13 protein-coding genes are annotated in these 16,203 nt (G+C 40.8%); 5 read left to right on the top strand and 8 right to left on the bottom strand.

Annotation, left to right across the window (positions count from 1 at the left end; translation table 11 throughout):
- Nucleotides 1–11 precede the first annotated feature (11 nt).
- The 6 genes from HGH47_RS04625 to HGH47_RS04600 form a co-directional block, all read right to left on the bottom strand.
- A complete protein-coding gene (locus tag HGH47_RS04625) occupies nt 12–1,931 on the bottom strand; it encodes a serine hydrolase domain-containing protein (RefSeq protein ID WP_432910671.1) in 1,920 nt (639 codons plus the stop codon).
- Nucleotides 1,924–4,038 (bottom strand): ATP-binding cassette domain-containing protein, encoded by a 2,115-nt coding sequence (locus HGH47_RS04620; RefSeq protein ID WP_212565876.1) that lies wholly within the window; start codon nt 4,036–4,038, stop codon nt 1,924–1,926. Before HGH47_RS04620 ends, HGH47_RS04625 begins: the two co-directional genes overlap by 8 nt.
- Nucleotides 4,035–4,733, bottom strand: a complete 699-nt coding sequence (locus HGH47_RS04615; RefSeq protein ID WP_432910667.1) for an energy-coupling factor transporter transmembrane component T — start codon at nt 4,731–4,733, stop codon at nt 4,035–4,037. Before HGH47_RS04615 ends, HGH47_RS04620 begins: the two co-directional genes overlap by 4 nt.
- A 4-nt stretch (nt 4,734–4,737) precedes the next feature.
- Nucleotides 4,738–5,331 (bottom strand): MptD family putative ECF transporter S component, encoded by a 594-nt coding sequence (locus HGH47_RS04610; RefSeq protein WP_253824127.1) that lies wholly within the window; start codon nt 5,329–5,331, stop codon nt 4,738–4,740.
- 216 nt (nt 5,332–5,547) lie between these two features.
- A complete protein-coding gene (locus tag HGH47_RS04605) occupies nt 5,548–5,889 on the bottom strand; it encodes a type II toxin-antitoxin system RelE/ParE family toxin (protein ID WP_212565878.1) in 342 nt (113 codons plus the stop codon).
- Nucleotides 5,879–6,163 carry a type II toxin-antitoxin system Phd/YefM family antitoxin gene (locus HGH47_RS04600; protein ID WP_212565879.1) on the bottom strand — a complete coding sequence of 95 codons (285 nt, stop codon included), beginning with the start codon at nt 6,161–6,163 and terminating at the stop codon, nt 5,879–5,881. Before HGH47_RS04600 ends, HGH47_RS04605 begins: the two co-directional genes overlap by 11 nt.
- Nucleotides 6,164–6,559: 396 nt before the next feature.
- Here HGH47_RS04600 and HGH47_RS04595 point away from each other — a divergent pair, with 396 nt between their 5' ends.
- From HGH47_RS04595 to HGH47_RS04585, 3 genes are all read left to right on the top strand, one after another.
- Nucleotides 6,560–6,733 (top strand): hypothetical protein, encoded by a 174-nt coding sequence (locus HGH47_RS04595; RefSeq protein WP_212565880.1) that lies wholly within the window; start codon nt 6,560–6,562, stop codon nt 6,731–6,733.
- A gap of 220 nt (nt 6,734–6,953) precedes the next feature.
- Nucleotides 6,954–9,788: an Eco57I restriction-modification methylase domain-containing protein gene (locus HGH47_RS04590; RefSeq protein WP_212565881.1), complete on the top strand. Its 2,835-nt coding sequence runs from the start codon at nt 6,954–6,956 to the stop codon at nt 9,786–9,788.
- A 140-nt stretch (nt 9,789–9,928) separates the two neighbouring features.
- Nucleotides 9,929–12,235: an AAA family ATPase gene (locus tag HGH47_RS04585; RefSeq protein WP_432910660.1), complete on the top strand. Its 2,307-nt coding sequence runs from the start codon at nt 9,929–9,931 to the stop codon at nt 12,233–12,235.
- Between the two features lie 696 nt (nt 12,236–12,931).
- Here HGH47_RS04585 and HGH47_RS04580 read toward each other — a convergent pair.
- Together HGH47_RS04580 and HGH47_RS04575 are read right to left on the bottom strand one after the other, a co-directional pair.
- On the bottom strand, nt 12,932–13,576 hold the full coding sequence (locus HGH47_RS04580) for an L-2-amino-thiazoline-4-carboxylic acid hydrolase (protein ID WP_212565884.1): 645 nt from the start codon (nt 13,574–13,576) through the stop codon (nt 12,932–12,934).
- A gap of 99 nt (nt 13,577–13,675) precedes the next feature.
- Entirely contained in the window at nt 13,676–14,263 is a 588-nt protein-coding gene (locus tag HGH47_RS04575; protein WP_432910657.1) for a 2'-5' RNA ligase family protein, read from the bottom strand.
- A gap of 126 nt (nt 14,264–14,389) precedes the next feature.
- Here HGH47_RS04575 and dinB point away from each other — a divergent pair, with 126 nt between their 5' ends.
- Nucleotides 14,390–15,550 (top strand): DNA polymerase IV, encoded by a 1,161-nt coding sequence (gene dinB, locus HGH47_RS04570; protein WP_212565886.1) that lies wholly within the window; start codon nt 14,390–14,392, stop codon nt 15,548–15,550.
- Between the two features lie 134 nt (nt 15,551–15,684).
- Nucleotides 15,685–16,104, top strand: a complete 420-nt coding sequence (locus HGH47_RS04565; protein WP_414162756.1) for a flavodoxin — start codon at nt 15,685–15,687, stop codon at nt 16,102–16,104.
- Nucleotides 16,105–16,203: the final 99 nt, after the last annotated feature.

The raw sequence follows: 16,203 nt of genomic DNA, 5'->3' as shown, positions 1-16,203 counted from the left end.
ATATATAAAAATTACACGGCATGAAAAAAGCCCAAACAAACCGACGAGTACAGCTGTACCGCACAGACGGCGGAAAACATCACTGCCGCAGCGAAACGTTTTTTATAAAGCAAGTACACACAGCTGCACACTGTGCACAGTGCGCATGCGGCATTTATCGCAACTATGAGATTCATCTGAACCGAATCTATCGTATAAATTGCAAACCAATTGCGCATTCCCGCAATTATGCTCACATCCGCAATTAAGCCGCATGCGGTGCATAGAACTTTTGGCAGCCGGTCGAAGTCGGCACGTATAGTAGGTGCGGCTTTAATCGTCTGGCGCAGCGAGCGAATGCCCGACACTGCAAGGGCTATACCGGATCCAAGCCAAAATACAAAGGCTAGTACAAAAGTTGTTACACACGACAGCAAAAAACCGGTGGTATACATTCCTTTTGCCGGAACATAATCGTGCGCAAGAAAAAAACTCATGGAAAGGACATCTCCGTTTTCGGTTTTAAAAGCAACGTATTGTTCTTCCGGCAGCGCTTCTTTGCAATAAAAGCGGTTGTTTCCGATTGACCGATACGCGAGGCTTTTACCGTCGCTTCTTTTTTTCAGTACAATACCGTCCGTATTTTGTTGTATGGAAATCATTTGCATATAACCGTTCAGTTTTCCCGCGTGAGTCCATATGGAACGCGCCGGAAAATATTCGCCCGAAAACTGTGCAAAGTCCGCCGTATCGGTACCGGCAGCGGCATTTGTGCCGGCATTTCCATTTGTATTTGCGCTCGTTTCCTTGCCGGCTTGCGTCCGATCGCTTTGAATAAGTTCATTCATAAGACTGCGGCAAAAATCGGATTCCATAACATTCGTTGCAATGAGGATTGCGCGCTCCCGCTCCGGCTGAACCCACAGCTGGGTTTGAAAACCGTAAGTTCCGCCCTCGTGCCCGAATATGCCGTTGTCTGCCGCATGCTCCCAAAAGCCGTGCGCAAGCCCCGAAGCGGCTCCGAAAGAACGGTATGTTTCGCCGAACAGCTTGTCCTTCGTCGCAGGATCCGAAAATAAAAGCGAAGGCTCGCCGCTTTTTTTTGCCAATTCGGATGCGTATTTTATGAGCGCGTTCGGCGTTCCGTTTAATGAACCTGCGGGGTACAGCCGCAAGCGCATAAAATCTTCTTTGCGAAATCCTTTTTTCGAATACGAGTACCCGTTTATTTTTCTTTTGAGCGTTTCGGCGCTCCACTGCGGTTTTAACTCTGCGTCTTGTATGCCGAGCGGCGCAAAGATGTGTTCGGAAACGTACTCGTCAAAACTTTGACCGCTTACCCGTTCTACGATAAAACCCGCAAGTGCCGCGCCCCAGTTTGAGTACGCCGACACGCTTCCCGGCTCAAACACTTGCGCCGGCTGATGTGCGGACAATATGTCGGCGAGCGGCTTTACCGGCTGTTCGTTCAAATAACGAAAATCGATTAAATATTCTTCAAAACCTGCCGTATGGTTCATTAAGTCGAGTATGGTAATGGACGCATCGTATCGTATGTTGCGCAAAAAGTTCTCGGGAAGATAGCGCCGTATGTCCGCGTTAAGGTCAAGCAAGCCTTTTTCTTCAAGTTGCAGTGCGCTTACCCATACGAGCGTTTTGGTAATGGAACCCCACTCAAAAAAATCGGTATCGGGCCGTATGCGCTGTTGTGTGTCGAGGTTTGCGTATCCGTAGCATTTTGAAAAAACGGCAGTACCGTGTTCGGCGATAATAATGCATGCTCCCGGAACGCTCTTTCCAACATAGGATGCAGCTACGCCGTCGACGATGCTTTCGTATCCGCTTTTTACCGGTTGTACATCTTGCGCGGCGGCACAGAGGCAAAGAAAAAATACTGCTGCACGACATAAACGGCGGAAAACATCACTAAGCGACCGTAACGTTTTATACATGATTTCCCGCCTTTTTGCCCTTGTCTTTGCCGCGTTTGTTTTCGATGTGTGCATTTTTGGTACGTTTATTGTAAAAAACAAAATCGCAAATATCATCGCCGTTGCCGATAGTGCGCGTGCGCGCCCAGCGTATTGTCGGAATGCTTCCGTATACGACATCGTCGCTTTCGCAAAAAATCGCGGTCAGTTCGCTTACTTTGTGCTGCGTAAAAATATCGGCATAAAAGCAGCGACTGCAATCCCATTTGAGCGCGCGGCGGTCGTTTTGTTTCCATGTAAAATCCCAGCCGCTCGGACCGAAAGTCGTTTTTAACGATAGGGGAGTCATAAGACGCATAAGCGAAAACCCGAACGGCAGTGTACCGATTTTTTGAAACGCTCTTTTTTGTTTTTCCGAATCCGACAGCACGGAAGCGCGCACGGCTTCAAACGCTTGCTCTTTTGTTTTTCCGGCTGCAAGGAGCATTTTGTATGCGGCGACGGCAGGCAGTATTGATTTTTTTAAGTGGCGCGCCAGCATTGCGTTTGCAAAAGATTGTTCGCTTAAAAGGTGTTTATATTCGCTTTCCATACGCAGTACAAGCGCTGCGTTTTTCTCCGCCGATTTGTTCGACAGCGTATCAACCAGACTTTTCATTTGGGTGCCGTACAGCAATAATTTTTGTTTTTGCATTTTCGCTCCTTGTCCGGTTTTATTGATATAATCAATATTCATCACGCGCGTGCAGGCTGTTTCTATGAGTTCATAATCGTGGGTAATAACGATTACTAATTTATTTTGCCGTGCAAGTTCTTTAAGCAAACGGGCAACTTGGTGCATACTGTGTAAATCCAAACCGCTGGTAGGCTCGTCAAAGACAAGTAATTGTTTGCCGCAAATCATACTGACCGCCACCGCAAGCCGTTGGCGCTGTCCGCCTGATAAAGCAAGCGGGTGTCTGTCTTTGTATTCATTTAACCCCATAGCGCGCAGTGCATGTTCTATTTGTGCTGCATTCGCTTCTTTGATTCCGAGCGAGCATTCGGCTTGTACGCTGTCGGTAAAAAGTTGATGTCCGACATCCTGCATAACCATATACGAAATATTCTTTCGCTCCCGGTTGTTCAAACGGCGAGCGTTTAACCTTACCGTACCGCAAGATTTTTGAAGTCCGCACAGCACTCGTGCCAGCGTCGTTTTCCCCGACCCGTTTTTACCGGTAATTGCAAGGATTTCTCCTGCACGAACTTCAAACGAAACGCCGTTAAGGATTGTGTGTTTTCCGATTTGCACCGACAGGTTTTCCGCTGTTAAAACGGTTGAGCCGTCCGTTCCGCCAGCCATTTCGCAACGCATATTACACTCTTGGCTGGATTCCGGTACAATGCATGTGCGTGTCCGCAAACCGAACTCGCTGTACGGCTTCTCTGCAAGATCGTTAAATTCGCGTGCGCTCAAATCTTTTTCAATCCTGCCGTTTTTCATAAAAAGCACCCTGTCGATAATATCCGTTACATACCACAGCCGGTGCTCGGATACGATAACCGTCAATCCCCCATTTTTTGCTTTTTTTAAAAGACGCGCCAACTCCAATATGGAGTGATAATCCAAATTGGATGACGGCTCGTCTAACACCAGTACTTTCGGAAAAGCGGCATACGCAGATGCAAAAGCGATTTTTTGTTTTTCGCCGCCGGACAGTTCAAAAATATTTTTACAGCGCAAGCGCTGCAAATTCAACTCGGCGGTTACGGCTTCCAAGCGTTCCAAAATGTCGTTTACGGGCATCCCTCGATTTTCCATACCGAATACGATTTCGCTGTCGGTGTCCGCATTAAAAAACTGCGTGCGCGGATTTTGGAACACCGATCCGACCGTATCCGATATATCCGCTATGGGTGTGGCGGACGTTTCCCTGCCGGCAACGCGGACGCTTCCCGAAAGATTGCCTGAAAAAAAATGCGGTATAAGTCCGTTTATAAGCCTTGTTATTGTCGTTTTGCCGCACCCGCTTGCACCGCACACAAGGACGAATTGTCCTTCCGGTATTGCAAACGAAATATCGTGCACGGCGCCCGTTCCGTTTTCGGTATATGAAAATGAAACCGAATTGAATTCCACCATCATACCGGCAGTACCCCATTTGAGCGTAAAAACAACAGCACAATACCGGCGTAAACCGCCAGCACAAGCACATCGAAAACGGAAAACCGCACGGTTTCGATACACGTTCTGCGCTGCACGTGATCGATACCCCTCGTGACAGCAGCTTGTGTAATTTCATCGGAAATTTTTGAAGCGGAAACCAACATCGGTACGTAAATGTATTCCATCGTCTTTATCGGCCGGCGCAGTACGGCCGGAAAAGACGTCGACAATCCGCGAAGCGCCATCGCTTCTTTTATAAACGTCCACTCTTCCTTCATCGTCGGAAAGTATCTGAGCGTAATGCTCAAGGCAACGGCAAAACCTTTGGGAATATGCATTTTATACAGAGCCGCCATAAAGCGGCTTACCTGCGTTGTTGCAATCAAAAAATTCCCAAGCATAAGGCAGGGAATGAGTTTTCTGATGTATACCGAAAACACATAGACAATACTTCCCACCGTCGCCGACATAAGCGGCACCAACATGTACTGCAGCGCAACAAGAGCACTGAACAAAAGTCCGTAGGAAAATGCAATTTTCAGCCGTTTTGCCGTACACAGCAAAACAAACGGAAAAACCGCAAACAAACATTCAATGAACAGATTGTCGTTCAAAAATACCGTTATGCCGGTAATCGCCAAAATAAACAATTTTGTTCTCGGATCGAGTTTCATACAACTACACAATACCCGCTTTTTCAAAATGCTTGCGCAAAATGCGTTTGCCGATTAAACCGCCGAGGATGGCGCACAGCAGTGTAATTGCAATCATTGCCGGAAGCACCCATACGCTCGTACCGATTGTGTGAATGATTTGCTCAAAGGCGGCTGTGTTCCCCTTTTTTTTCATAAAAGCGTCAAATTGTGCGGGAAGCAGCGCCATGGGAACGTATGCGCCGAAGGGAGCAAGCGCCATTATGCAATATGCGGTAAGATTTTTTTTAAACGACTGAAAATGCCCCGACGCGCAAATACAGTCGGCCGCAATACCGAACAGCACAAAAAAAAGGCTCATCATCCAAAACATACCGGTGATAAAAAGCAAAATGCCGCCGATAACACCGAGGCAGGTTAATGCGCCGCGCTTCGGAATTTTTGCAACATAGAGCATAAAGACGGTACCCGTAAACAGCGCAATACATGCAGGCATTAAAGGAAACGTGAGCGGCGTCATCTGCGCTATGCCGCCGACAACAAAAGCGACAACCGAATAAATCAGCGAAAAAATTCCTATCGAAATAAAGTCTTTTGTTTGTAATTTTTTTTGTTCCATTGCCGCCCCCTTTCCTGTTTTTAGTATTTTATATCACTGATATATATCAGTGGTATATATTAAACGGAAAAGTTTGTCAAGGACGAACGTTTGGAACAAGGCTAATGGTTCCATACCGATAGAATATTCACCTGCAAGCTGAATTGTAACGTCCCCGTTATGCTTTTTTTTGATTCGTGTACGAAACTGCGGTACCATAAGGATGTTAAGCGGCGGTTAGCTGTTGTTTCCATAATAACGAGACAATTTTGAAATGATTATATCTTCAAAATTTCTTCGACCATCAATAATTGTATGAACTATTACTTTGTCTTCCGAAATTTCATACACAATTCTATAGTACCCTTGAATTAATTCTCTATATTGTGAAATGCCCTGCCGATCCAATTCAGGAACTATTCTTCCTCGCTTCGGATACTGCTGTAAAGACAATACATTTGTTTCAAATTCTGAAACGATATTCTCTACATAATTTGGATTTAAAGAAAAATAATACTCGACAATTTCACTCAAATCATCTTCTGCAAATTGAGAAACAATAACTTCTTTAATTTCCAAGCTTGTACTGCCTTCTCAAATTTGCAAAAACTTCCGAAGCCGGTTTAGTTTTTCCGGCTTTTACATCCTTTTCAGAAAGTTGCATTATTTTCACCAAAGTAAATGCATTCTTCATTTCCTGATACGATTCAACATCAATCAAAACTGCCCGTGATTCCCCATTTTGTGTAATGATAAGCGGTTCTTTTCTGTCATTCACAAAATTCATCATATCAGCGGCATTTGTCTTTATGTATGAAATCGGTTTTATACATTCCTGAACATTTGTGCTCATACAAGCCTCCAGTCTTTTTATATTGCCATATTTAGACTGATGTTTCAAGGAGGAGCGGGGGCGCTTGAACCGTCGGAAACAGAATCCGGAAAACTCGGGGTTTGCTGGAAGATTGTCAAGTTTCAGAAAAGAAATTTTAATGGCATCCTTTTTTAGATTCATTCTTTTTGAGTATATTAGACCTATTCGATAACTGCGTTTTCGAATAGGTCGACGAGTTCTAAATCGCACAAATAGTACGATTTAGAACATCGCATTTCAAGGTAACCTGTTTATGAAACGGAAGATTCCGAACAGGTTTATTAATCAAGTTTTACTGTATCGTTTTTACAAACTCGTCCGAGTGTGTTATAATGTGTGGCATATTCAAATACGAAAGCGAAGGATGGGTAAACGATGTCTATTAAGGCAAAAGACATGACGATGGCGGAACGCAAGGAACGTGTGGCGCAGCTGGTAAATCAATTTAAGGCGAATGAGGCGTTTTATCTTTCCAAGAATTTTGTTGAAAGCGAAGTACGCAATAAGTTTATCGATCCGCTGCTTGAATGTCTGAAATGGGATGTTTAACTTCGGCTGCTAATATAGCGCATCCGAAGTTAAACGTCGAGTTTTACTTACGTAAAACATCGCAAAATTAATTATGCTTTTTCACTGCGTTGTAAAAGCATAACAATTCAGCAGCCTCGAAATTTGAAAATTTCTTCGTTGCCGAATTGATAAGGATGTCAAAAACGAGAAAGGAGCGCGGCATGACCGGCAAGAGGTTATTACCGAAGACCGCGTAGTGATGGACGGGCAGGTGAAGCATCCTGACTATACGCTTTGTTACGGCGGCGAGCGGAAGATGTATGTGGAAGCAAAGCAGCCGAGTGTTGACCTTAGAACAAATCCCGAACCGGCGCTGCAGGTGCGGCGGTATGCCTATACCTCAAAGATGCCGATTGCGGTGCTGACGGACTTTCAGGAATTGGCGATTTATGATACGCGAATTAAGCCGTCGGAAAAAGACACGGCTGCCACTGCCCGCATTGACTATCTGACTTACGATCAGCTCTCTGAAAAATTTGAATCGCTGTATGATAAAATCAGTTGGGATGCCGTCGATCTTGGTAAGTTCGATACCTATTACGAAGGGACGAAGGATAAGCGGGGAACGGCGACCGTCGATGATGATATTTTGAATATGATCGAAAAATGGCGGATGGTGCTTGCCGAAGATATTGCGCTGCATAATGACGGAATCGATGCATTCAATTTGACAGGTGCTGTGCAGAAAATTATTGACCGGCTGCTTTTCTTACGGATTTGTGAAGATAAAGAAATTGAAGAAGGTAATCAGCTTAAAAAAATCGCGGAGCAAAAAACGGCTATTTATAAAAATGTACAGCGGCTTTTTGAAAATGCGAATGCTAAATTCAATGCAGGGTTGTTTGCTTCCGACCAATGGCTTGACGAACTTGCTGTTGCGGATAGAACGCTTATCAGTATTATCAATGCGCTCTATTATCCTGAATGTCAGTATGAGTTCAGCGTGCTGCCGGTTGAAATACTCGGTTCCATTTATGAACGCTTTTTGGGAAAGATTATCCGCTTTACGCGCAAAACAAAGAACGGGCACAGCATAGAAATTCTTGAAAAGCCGGAAGTACAAAAAGCAGGGGGTGTGTATTATACGCCGCCTTATATCGTTAAATACATTGTTGAAAACACAATCGGTAAAAAGCTTGCAGGCAAAACACCTGATGAGGTAAGCCGTTTGCGTTTTGTTGATCCTGCATGCGGTTCGGGGAGTTTTCTTGTTGGGGCGTATCAGTATTTGCTGGACTGGCACTTGGATTGGTATTATGCGGAAGCGCGGCGGGAGCAGGCGGAGAAGAAGGGGCTTATTTACAAGGATGCAGCAACAAAGGAGTATAAGCTGAGTGTCGAAGAGAAAAAACGCATCTTGCTGAACAATATCTACGGTGTGGATATCGACGCACAGGCGGTGGAGGTAACAAAGCTTTCGCTCTTTTTGAAGCTTTTGGAAAATGAAGGCAAGGCTCTTTCTCCAGGGGGGCAGTCTACACTATTCAAACCGAGCGAAATACAGAAACACAAAAAAATTTTACCGGATATGTCACACAATATTAAATGCGGGAACAGCCTTATCGGAACGGATTACTACACGGGCAAGGATTTAACACTGTTCGGCATCGAGGAACAACGCAAGGTGAACGCCTTTGACTGGGATGCTCAGTTCCCGGGCATATTTGCAGACGGTGGTTTTGATTGCGTGATTGGGAATCCGCCGTATTTGAGAGTGCAGGGACTTCGTGAAAATTATGAAGAGGAAGCAAAATTCTACGAAAAGGAATATAAGGCAGCAACGGGGCGATTTGATTTTTACATTCTTTTCATTGAAAAAGGATTTAATTTGTTGAATAAAGATGGTATACAGTCTTTTATTCTTCCTCATAAATTTATCAATAGTGATTTTGGAACCGGTATAAGACAATTTATTTATGATAATCGTGCTCTAAAGAGCATTGTTCACTTTGAATCGCATCTCGTGTTTAATGCCGCTTCTGTGTATACCTGTATTATTGCGCTTTCACATAATAATGATACATTTAGGTTTATTAAGACTAAACCTGAAAAGATAGCTGAAGAATTACATTTTGATGTTTTACCGTTGGATGTCTTGAAAGACAGTGCCCCTTGGCAGTTAGCATCTTCAGTTGATAATGCCCTTATCGATAAACTGAGATTGCAAAAGTTCACCGTTAAGGATATTTTTCATGGTATATTTCAAGGAATTGTAAGCGGTGATAATAAAGCATTTTATCTCTCCGATTGTAGATTAGACGAGCAATATATTACTGGTTATAATTCTATAACTGAAACATATATTCAAATCGAGAAAAGTGTTTGCATGCCTATTCTTACGGGTAAAACTATTAATAGATATAGCTTTATAAATAAAAAGGAGTATATGATTTATCCTTATCATAGTGCGAATGGGAAAACTATTTTCTATACAGAAAATGAAATGAAAACGAATTTTCCAAAATGCTATGAATATTTCAAATCAATAAAAGCACGTCTTTCAAAACGAGGAACTGCCTCTATGAAGTATCCGATATGGTACGCTTTATGGAATGCAAGAAATATGCATATATTGTCCAGTAAAAAAATACTGACACCCGATATTTGCTTTGGAACTTCAATGTGTTTTGATTCAGAAGGTAAATATTACTACAACGATACTTCGTATGGCTTAATTCTTAATGATAGCAATGATGATAGATATTATGCTTATCTTGCGATATTGAACTCAAAGGTAACATGGTATTTTCTACAAAAGACAGGTGCTTCACTACGTGGCGGTTATTTCCGATTTAAAACAAAATATCTTGAACCTTTCCCTCTACCGGAATTGAATACAGAACACATCGAAATGCTTACACGGCTTGCAAAATCTATGCTTGATGCACAGGAACAACTGAACAGTGCAATATCCGATTCTGATAAAAAATTCTTGCAGCAGCGGGTTGACATTTTAGATAAGCAGATAAATACTGTTGTATATGGGCTGTATGGGTTGACGGCTGATGAAGTGAAGGTTGTGGAGGGGGAGTAGGTGATTACTAAAATTTTAATTTAACATGGTAGCATATTTTATAGAGGATAAAATAATCTGTGCCTATACAATAACCAATAGGATGATATACTTTCTGTGTGTATCAAAGTTATTATATATAATTATAGAGGTTATCTTATATGCAAATTAATATAAAACATTGCAATAATATAAATGAAGCTTCAATAGAGATAGCTGAAAATCGTTTGAATATAAAATATGCATTAAATGGTACAGGAAAATCTACCATTGCAAAAGCGATTTCTTTGGCTATCAAAGGTGCTACTTTAGATATTTTAAGACCATTTAAGTATAAGGATAATCAAAATATAACTCCTTCCATAAGCGGTATTGATAAATTGTCGAAAGTTTTAATATTTAATGAGGAATACGTAAATACAATTCTTTTTCAGAAAATAGAATTAATTAAAAACAGTTTCGAAATTTTTATAAAAGACGAAAACTATATAAAGAATCAAGAGAAAATAGAAGAACTTGTTAATGAAGTTAAAAATTTATTTACACAGAATGAAACAATAAAGGAAATTGGTAAACTATTGCAAAATTTTATAGATGATTTTAAAGCTACAAAAACTGGATGGGCTGCAAATGGAACCATGGGTAAGGGATTAGCAAAGGGTAATAAATTAGAGAACATACCTACGGGATTAGAGGTATATGAGCCGTTTTTAAAGAGTGAAAATACTGTAAAATGGTTACAGTGGCATATAACTGGAAATGATTATTTATCTATTGGTAAGTGTTGTCCGTTTTGTTCTTCTGATAATATAGAAGCTAAAAAGGAAATAATTCAAAAAATAAAAAAAGAATATGAACCAAAATATATTGAACATTTACTGAAAATGATTGAGTTATTAGAAAAACTATCCATCTTCTTGTCTGATGATGCAAAAACACAAATCAATAAAATAAAGATAAATATTGATGGCATTTCACCTGAGCAAAAGAATTATTTGATAGCAGTAAATGGAGAAATAGAAACACTATATAGTAAAATATTAAGTATGCAAAATATAGGATATCAATCTTTTAAAGATATTGATGATATAGTTGCGACAATATCTTCATTGAAGATTGATCTTCCTCTTTTAAAAAATCTAAATTCTGCGAAAATGGCTGAATCAGTAAGTTCTATAAATGCTGCTATTGATGAACTAATCAAGAAAGCTGGAAATTTAAAAGGTAAGATAATAAAACAAAAGAATCTCATAGTAAAAAAAGTGAATTTCTATAAAAAAGATATAAATGATTTTCTTGAATACGCCGGTTATAACTATAAAGTTGACATGATAGAAAAAGATGAAGAATCTAGACTGGTATTGTACCATAATGAGTTTAATGAAATTATTACTTCAGGTTCAGAGACTTTGAGTTATGGCGAAAGAAATGCTTTTGCGTTAATTTTATTCATGTATGATGCAATAAAACAAAAGCCTGATTTAATAATTCTTGATGATCCTATTTCTTCATTTGATGGGAATAAAAAATTTGCAATACTGAACAAATTATTTATAGGCAAAAAGAACTTTCATGATAAAACAGTACTTTTGCTATCACATGATTTCAGTGTAGTTATTGATTCAATTTATAATCTTAATGATAAAATAGGCGCAAAAGCATTTTTTTTAGAAAATAAAAATGGACGTATTCTTGAGAAAGATATAACAAAGTCTGATATTCTATCTTATAAGCAAATAGCTTTGAAAAATATTTCTTCTAAATCGATTTTAACTTCACTTATATATTTAAGACGGTTATTTGAATTTGAAAATGAAAAAAATATGGGATATCAATTATTGTCTAACCTATTTCACAAAAGAAATATACCTATTATAAACAAAGGCGAATTATTTATCCCAATGACCGAAGGAGAAATAACTAAAGGGGAGAAAGAAATTCAATGCTACATACCTGATTTTACATACAAGAGTGTAATAGGAATTATTAGGAGTAATGTTAAATTACTTGAAGCTTATCATAATACCTCTGTAGGATATGAAAAACTTCAATGTTATCGTTTGTTAAATTTAGAAAATCCTGAAGATGGTAATTTTGAAGATAAGCAGATCAAAGAAATTGATAATGTGTTTAAAAAATTCATAAATGAAACATTTCATATAGAAAATGATTATTTATTTCAAATAAATCCAATTGAATATGAGCTCATACCTGAGTATATCTTAAATAAATGTGATGACGGAATAAAAGATCATGATAGGATAAACTTAACTGATGAAATCAAAAATCCTATTCAAGGCGATGATAAAGATGATAAAATAGAAGTTGATAGTTCACAAGATAAAATTCATGAAGTTATCGAGCAACATCTTGGAGATATGATAACGGAAAGATCTGCAAGACAAAAGAAAAAAACAGAAAAGGAACAAACCAATAAAATGCAATTAACTTTATTTAATGATATATAGCTAATTGGTTTGAAATAACAATAAAAATCAATCATACTGGCTAATATTGCATATAGTAGAGACTTAAAACTGGGCGCAATCAGCACGTAAAGGAAGGATATAATGTGGGGCAAGCGACACCGGTGTTTAAAGTATATATCTGTACGGTTATCCGCTGGGTCGAGCAATGTAAAAAACTAGGGATGTAAAAATAAAGTACGCGAGCACTCCAATAAGAAAATTAATCCTGAAAACTGATTGTGATGTGCAAAAGAAATCTGATGCATACTTAAAATAAATTGTACAACAGTTCCACTGCGATCTTGAATCGATTAAGAAAAGTCAGTGTTATGCGAAAAAAGAGTAGTTTTATAAAAAACAAAAGCCTGAAAAGTAAAGATATACAACTGGAAAAGTTTATATATCAATATTAACACACAGTATCCCCTCAATGTCCTACGAAACAATTATCAAACAAGTAAAAATGCTACCGGACCCGCTCCTAAACATCTGTCTCGGCATTCATCAAACTGCTTGAGGCTGCGCAATGCAATTTTACTGAAAACCTCGCCGGTCACGCAAAGCCTAAAAACAAACAAGCTTTTTTTGCATGAGCCGGAAAACTGTACCTCGATCAGAACGTAGTTAGCGAACTACGCGAGGTAAGCTTGATATGATTTTGGCAGACACAAATAGTATCATAGGATTGCTGTTTGGTTATTCTCCTTTGTTCTTTATCCAATAGTCGCAGTCTTCATATCCTTCGGCAACGGTATGTTCCCTGTAAAGAGTGCCGCCGAAATGTTCCATCACCGCCTTGTCCGTTTCGCAAAAATACGGCATCAATTCACCGTATCCATTCTTTTTTGCAAAATCGGCGATGGGACACCCAACCAGGTGAATACTGATTCCTTGTTTGTGATGCAGCGGATTTATTTTCATTCCCCATGTATTGTTCCATGAGCCGTCTTCTTTGTGCTTGTTCAGCTTCTTTGCCCTGAGTGAGAAAAGCCCGTGGAAAAGCGCTTGCACCAGCCTGTTGTTAAGATTGAACCGAGAAAGCTGACCGCCTTTTTTATCGCCGATCATCATACCATAACACATATTCGTAATTTCATCGGGTGACATACTGCGGTTCATACATTCATAATACGCAAAAGCCGACAGCGCACCGTAAAAGTTTTTCGACATCGGATTGTCTTTGCCTCCGATACTCGGTGCATCATGTGCAAACTTTTCGTAGATTTCAATAATCTCCCGATACTTCTTTTCCGCCTCATCCGGTGGGAATTTCTTATTCAGTTCATTCCTGATCCAATCCGCAGACATTTGTGGAATTTCAAAAATCTTCTCAGCTGTCATTTTCATTCTCCTTTCGCATAAGCGCCGATTAATAAGATTTCACGGTACTGCCATCCTTGGCAGTTCTGGTCGAATAGTATCAATTTTTCCGCGGGGAGATTAAAAAAAACGACCTGATGCGTTTACTCTGAATTCTAAAGTAACCCCCGCTTCCCACCTGTTGCCTTTCCGTTCAAAAATCGTGATGTTATCAACCGGAAAGTCTTCCTCAAGGTTCAGCTCGTTCATTACCTGAATCGCCTTGGTCATTACTCCGGTAGGAATATCCCGATTTGCAACAGTTGCGTGAGGCTGGAAAGGCTTTTTGTCTTTTTTAGTGCAGCCCGGACAGGCGTTGATAATTGCTTGTACTGTTTTATCACGGAGCTTTGTCCAATTTTCATCTGTAATGACATTTGCAAACAGCGTTCTATCTCCAAACGCATCAAAGTTATCAATATGAGCAGTAAAACCTAAGCATTTGGGCAAGACTTCTTTTTCAATCGCGCTGATTAAATCATCGGTTGTATAATCTTCCGGCAGTCTGAACGGTGGGACAAGTGTAACGTGAATTGGAGTTCCATGTCCGGATTTGCAACCGTAAGCCTCGTTCATATAACGACGGCAATCTTCCAGAGTAAGGGTTATATCCTCTGGGAGGAGAACGCCGATAAAATGCGTTTGCTGCGGAGCATTATTTCGTTTCATCTCTATCATTATAGCATAAAACCATGCATCATTCTATCTTGGTGTTCTTCAATATTCTGAATGCCGGCAGCTGGATTTTATCAAAGTTATGATATAATAGTTATGCGATGTTAAGGTTAGCTCAAAATGATTCATAATCCGGTATTTTTTCATGTTGATTTAGATGCTTTTTTTGCCTCGGTAGAGCAGCTCGATAATCCGGCATATCGCGGGAAGCCGGTTATTGTCGGCGGGCTTGGTAAGCGGGGTGTTGTCTCAACTGCGTCGTATGAAGCGCGAAAATTCGGTGTCCATTCTGCGATGCCGATAGCCCGTGCACGAGCCTTGTGTCCGCAGGGGATATTTATCAAAACACGAATGCAGCGTTACTATGAAAAATCGAAAGAGATTATGAATATTTTTAAAAACTTCAGTCCCGATATACAGCAGCTTTCCATCGATGAAGCTTTTCTTGATATGAGCGGTACGGAAAAAATATTCGGCGATACTACAACAGCTGCCCGGCGGCTGAAAACTACCATTTTTGAACAAACCGGTTTGCGCGTTTCCGTAGGGGCAGCTTCCAATAAGTACATTGCAAAAATTGCGTCGGGGCAATCGAAGCCGGACGGTTTGCTTGTTATTCCGGCGGGCAAAGAAGCGGCGTTTATGCAGTCGCTGCGTTTAAGCGATGTATGGGGAATCGGCGGCAAAACTCGTGCGAGACTTGCGGAGGCAGGTCTGACGACTATTGCCGAAATTCTCAAACAGCAGGAATCCGTTTTACAACTGATTATCGGGAATGCCGCCGGTACGTTTTTATATCAAGCCGTCCGCGGAGATATGGCGCATGTTTTTAATGAAGAGCGGAAAAGCCATTCTATCAGTACGGAACGCACGTTTGAAACCGATCTGCATGAAAAGGATGAAATTTCCGATGTGTTATTTCAGCTGAGCGCTGAGTTGATGTGCCGCATTCTTGATGAGCGCATTCAAAGCCGCACCGTACATATTAAAATACGGTATGCTGATTTTACTACCGTATCAGCGCAGCAGAGCGGCTCTTTGATTAACGATTCTGCGGATTTATACGAGCGGGCGCAACGGCTATTTTTTTCCCGTTTCGACACCGCGCTATCCGTCCGGCTTATCGGGATTGGAGTAGATGTCGGCAGCGACAACAGCCAACTTGAACTTTTTGCATCGGAAAAAGCGGCGAAAAAACGTAAACTTGAAGAAGCGGTTTTGAATATTGCAAAGAAAAACAAGGATGTCAAAATCGTGCAAGCGCGATTACTTCATAAGTAGGATATAGATAAGATTGACGAAGGGAGATTTTCCTCAGATTTTTTACTTATAGGAGACAAGAGATGGAAAAACTTATTCTTTCAGTTTTAATGAGCGCAGGTATGGCAGCATGACTTTCAGCAAAAACGGCACTGGTGTATTTTAGCGCAACCGGTACGACGGAAGAAATGACGAAAAATGCTGCAAGCGCGATGGGGGCGGATCTTTTTGAAATAGATCCTGTCCACAAATACACCGCTGCCGATCTGAACTGGAATGACAAAAAATCACTCACTACAATCGAGTGTAACGATCCGAAATCCCGTCCGTCAATCGCGAACAAGATTGACATATCCGGTTACGACACCGTTGTTTTGTGCTATCCTATCTGGTGGGGATATGTGCCGAAGATCATGTATACCTTTGTCGAAAGCCAAAACTGGAGCGGAAAGAAACTTGTTACACTCTGTACATCAGGCGGAAGCGGTCTTGGACGGAGCGGTTCGGACATTGCAAAATACGCAAAGGGCGCGACCTTCAAAGGCGGAAGAGCTTTTACACGCGGGAGATACTGACAAAAATATGTCCATAGCTTAGTATAAACATAGTTAGAGATACACAGTTCTTTTGAAAGATAAAGTGTAAGATAATTGATTAAAAATATGTACTACAAA

It is taken from the genome of Treponema sp. OMZ 805, from assembly GCF_050937395.1.
GTDB lineage: Bacteria > Spirochaetota > Spirochaetia > Treponematales > Treponemataceae > Treponema.
Note: the sequence above shows the minus strand (reverse complement) of the source record. Positions and strands in the feature narration are given on the sequence as shown.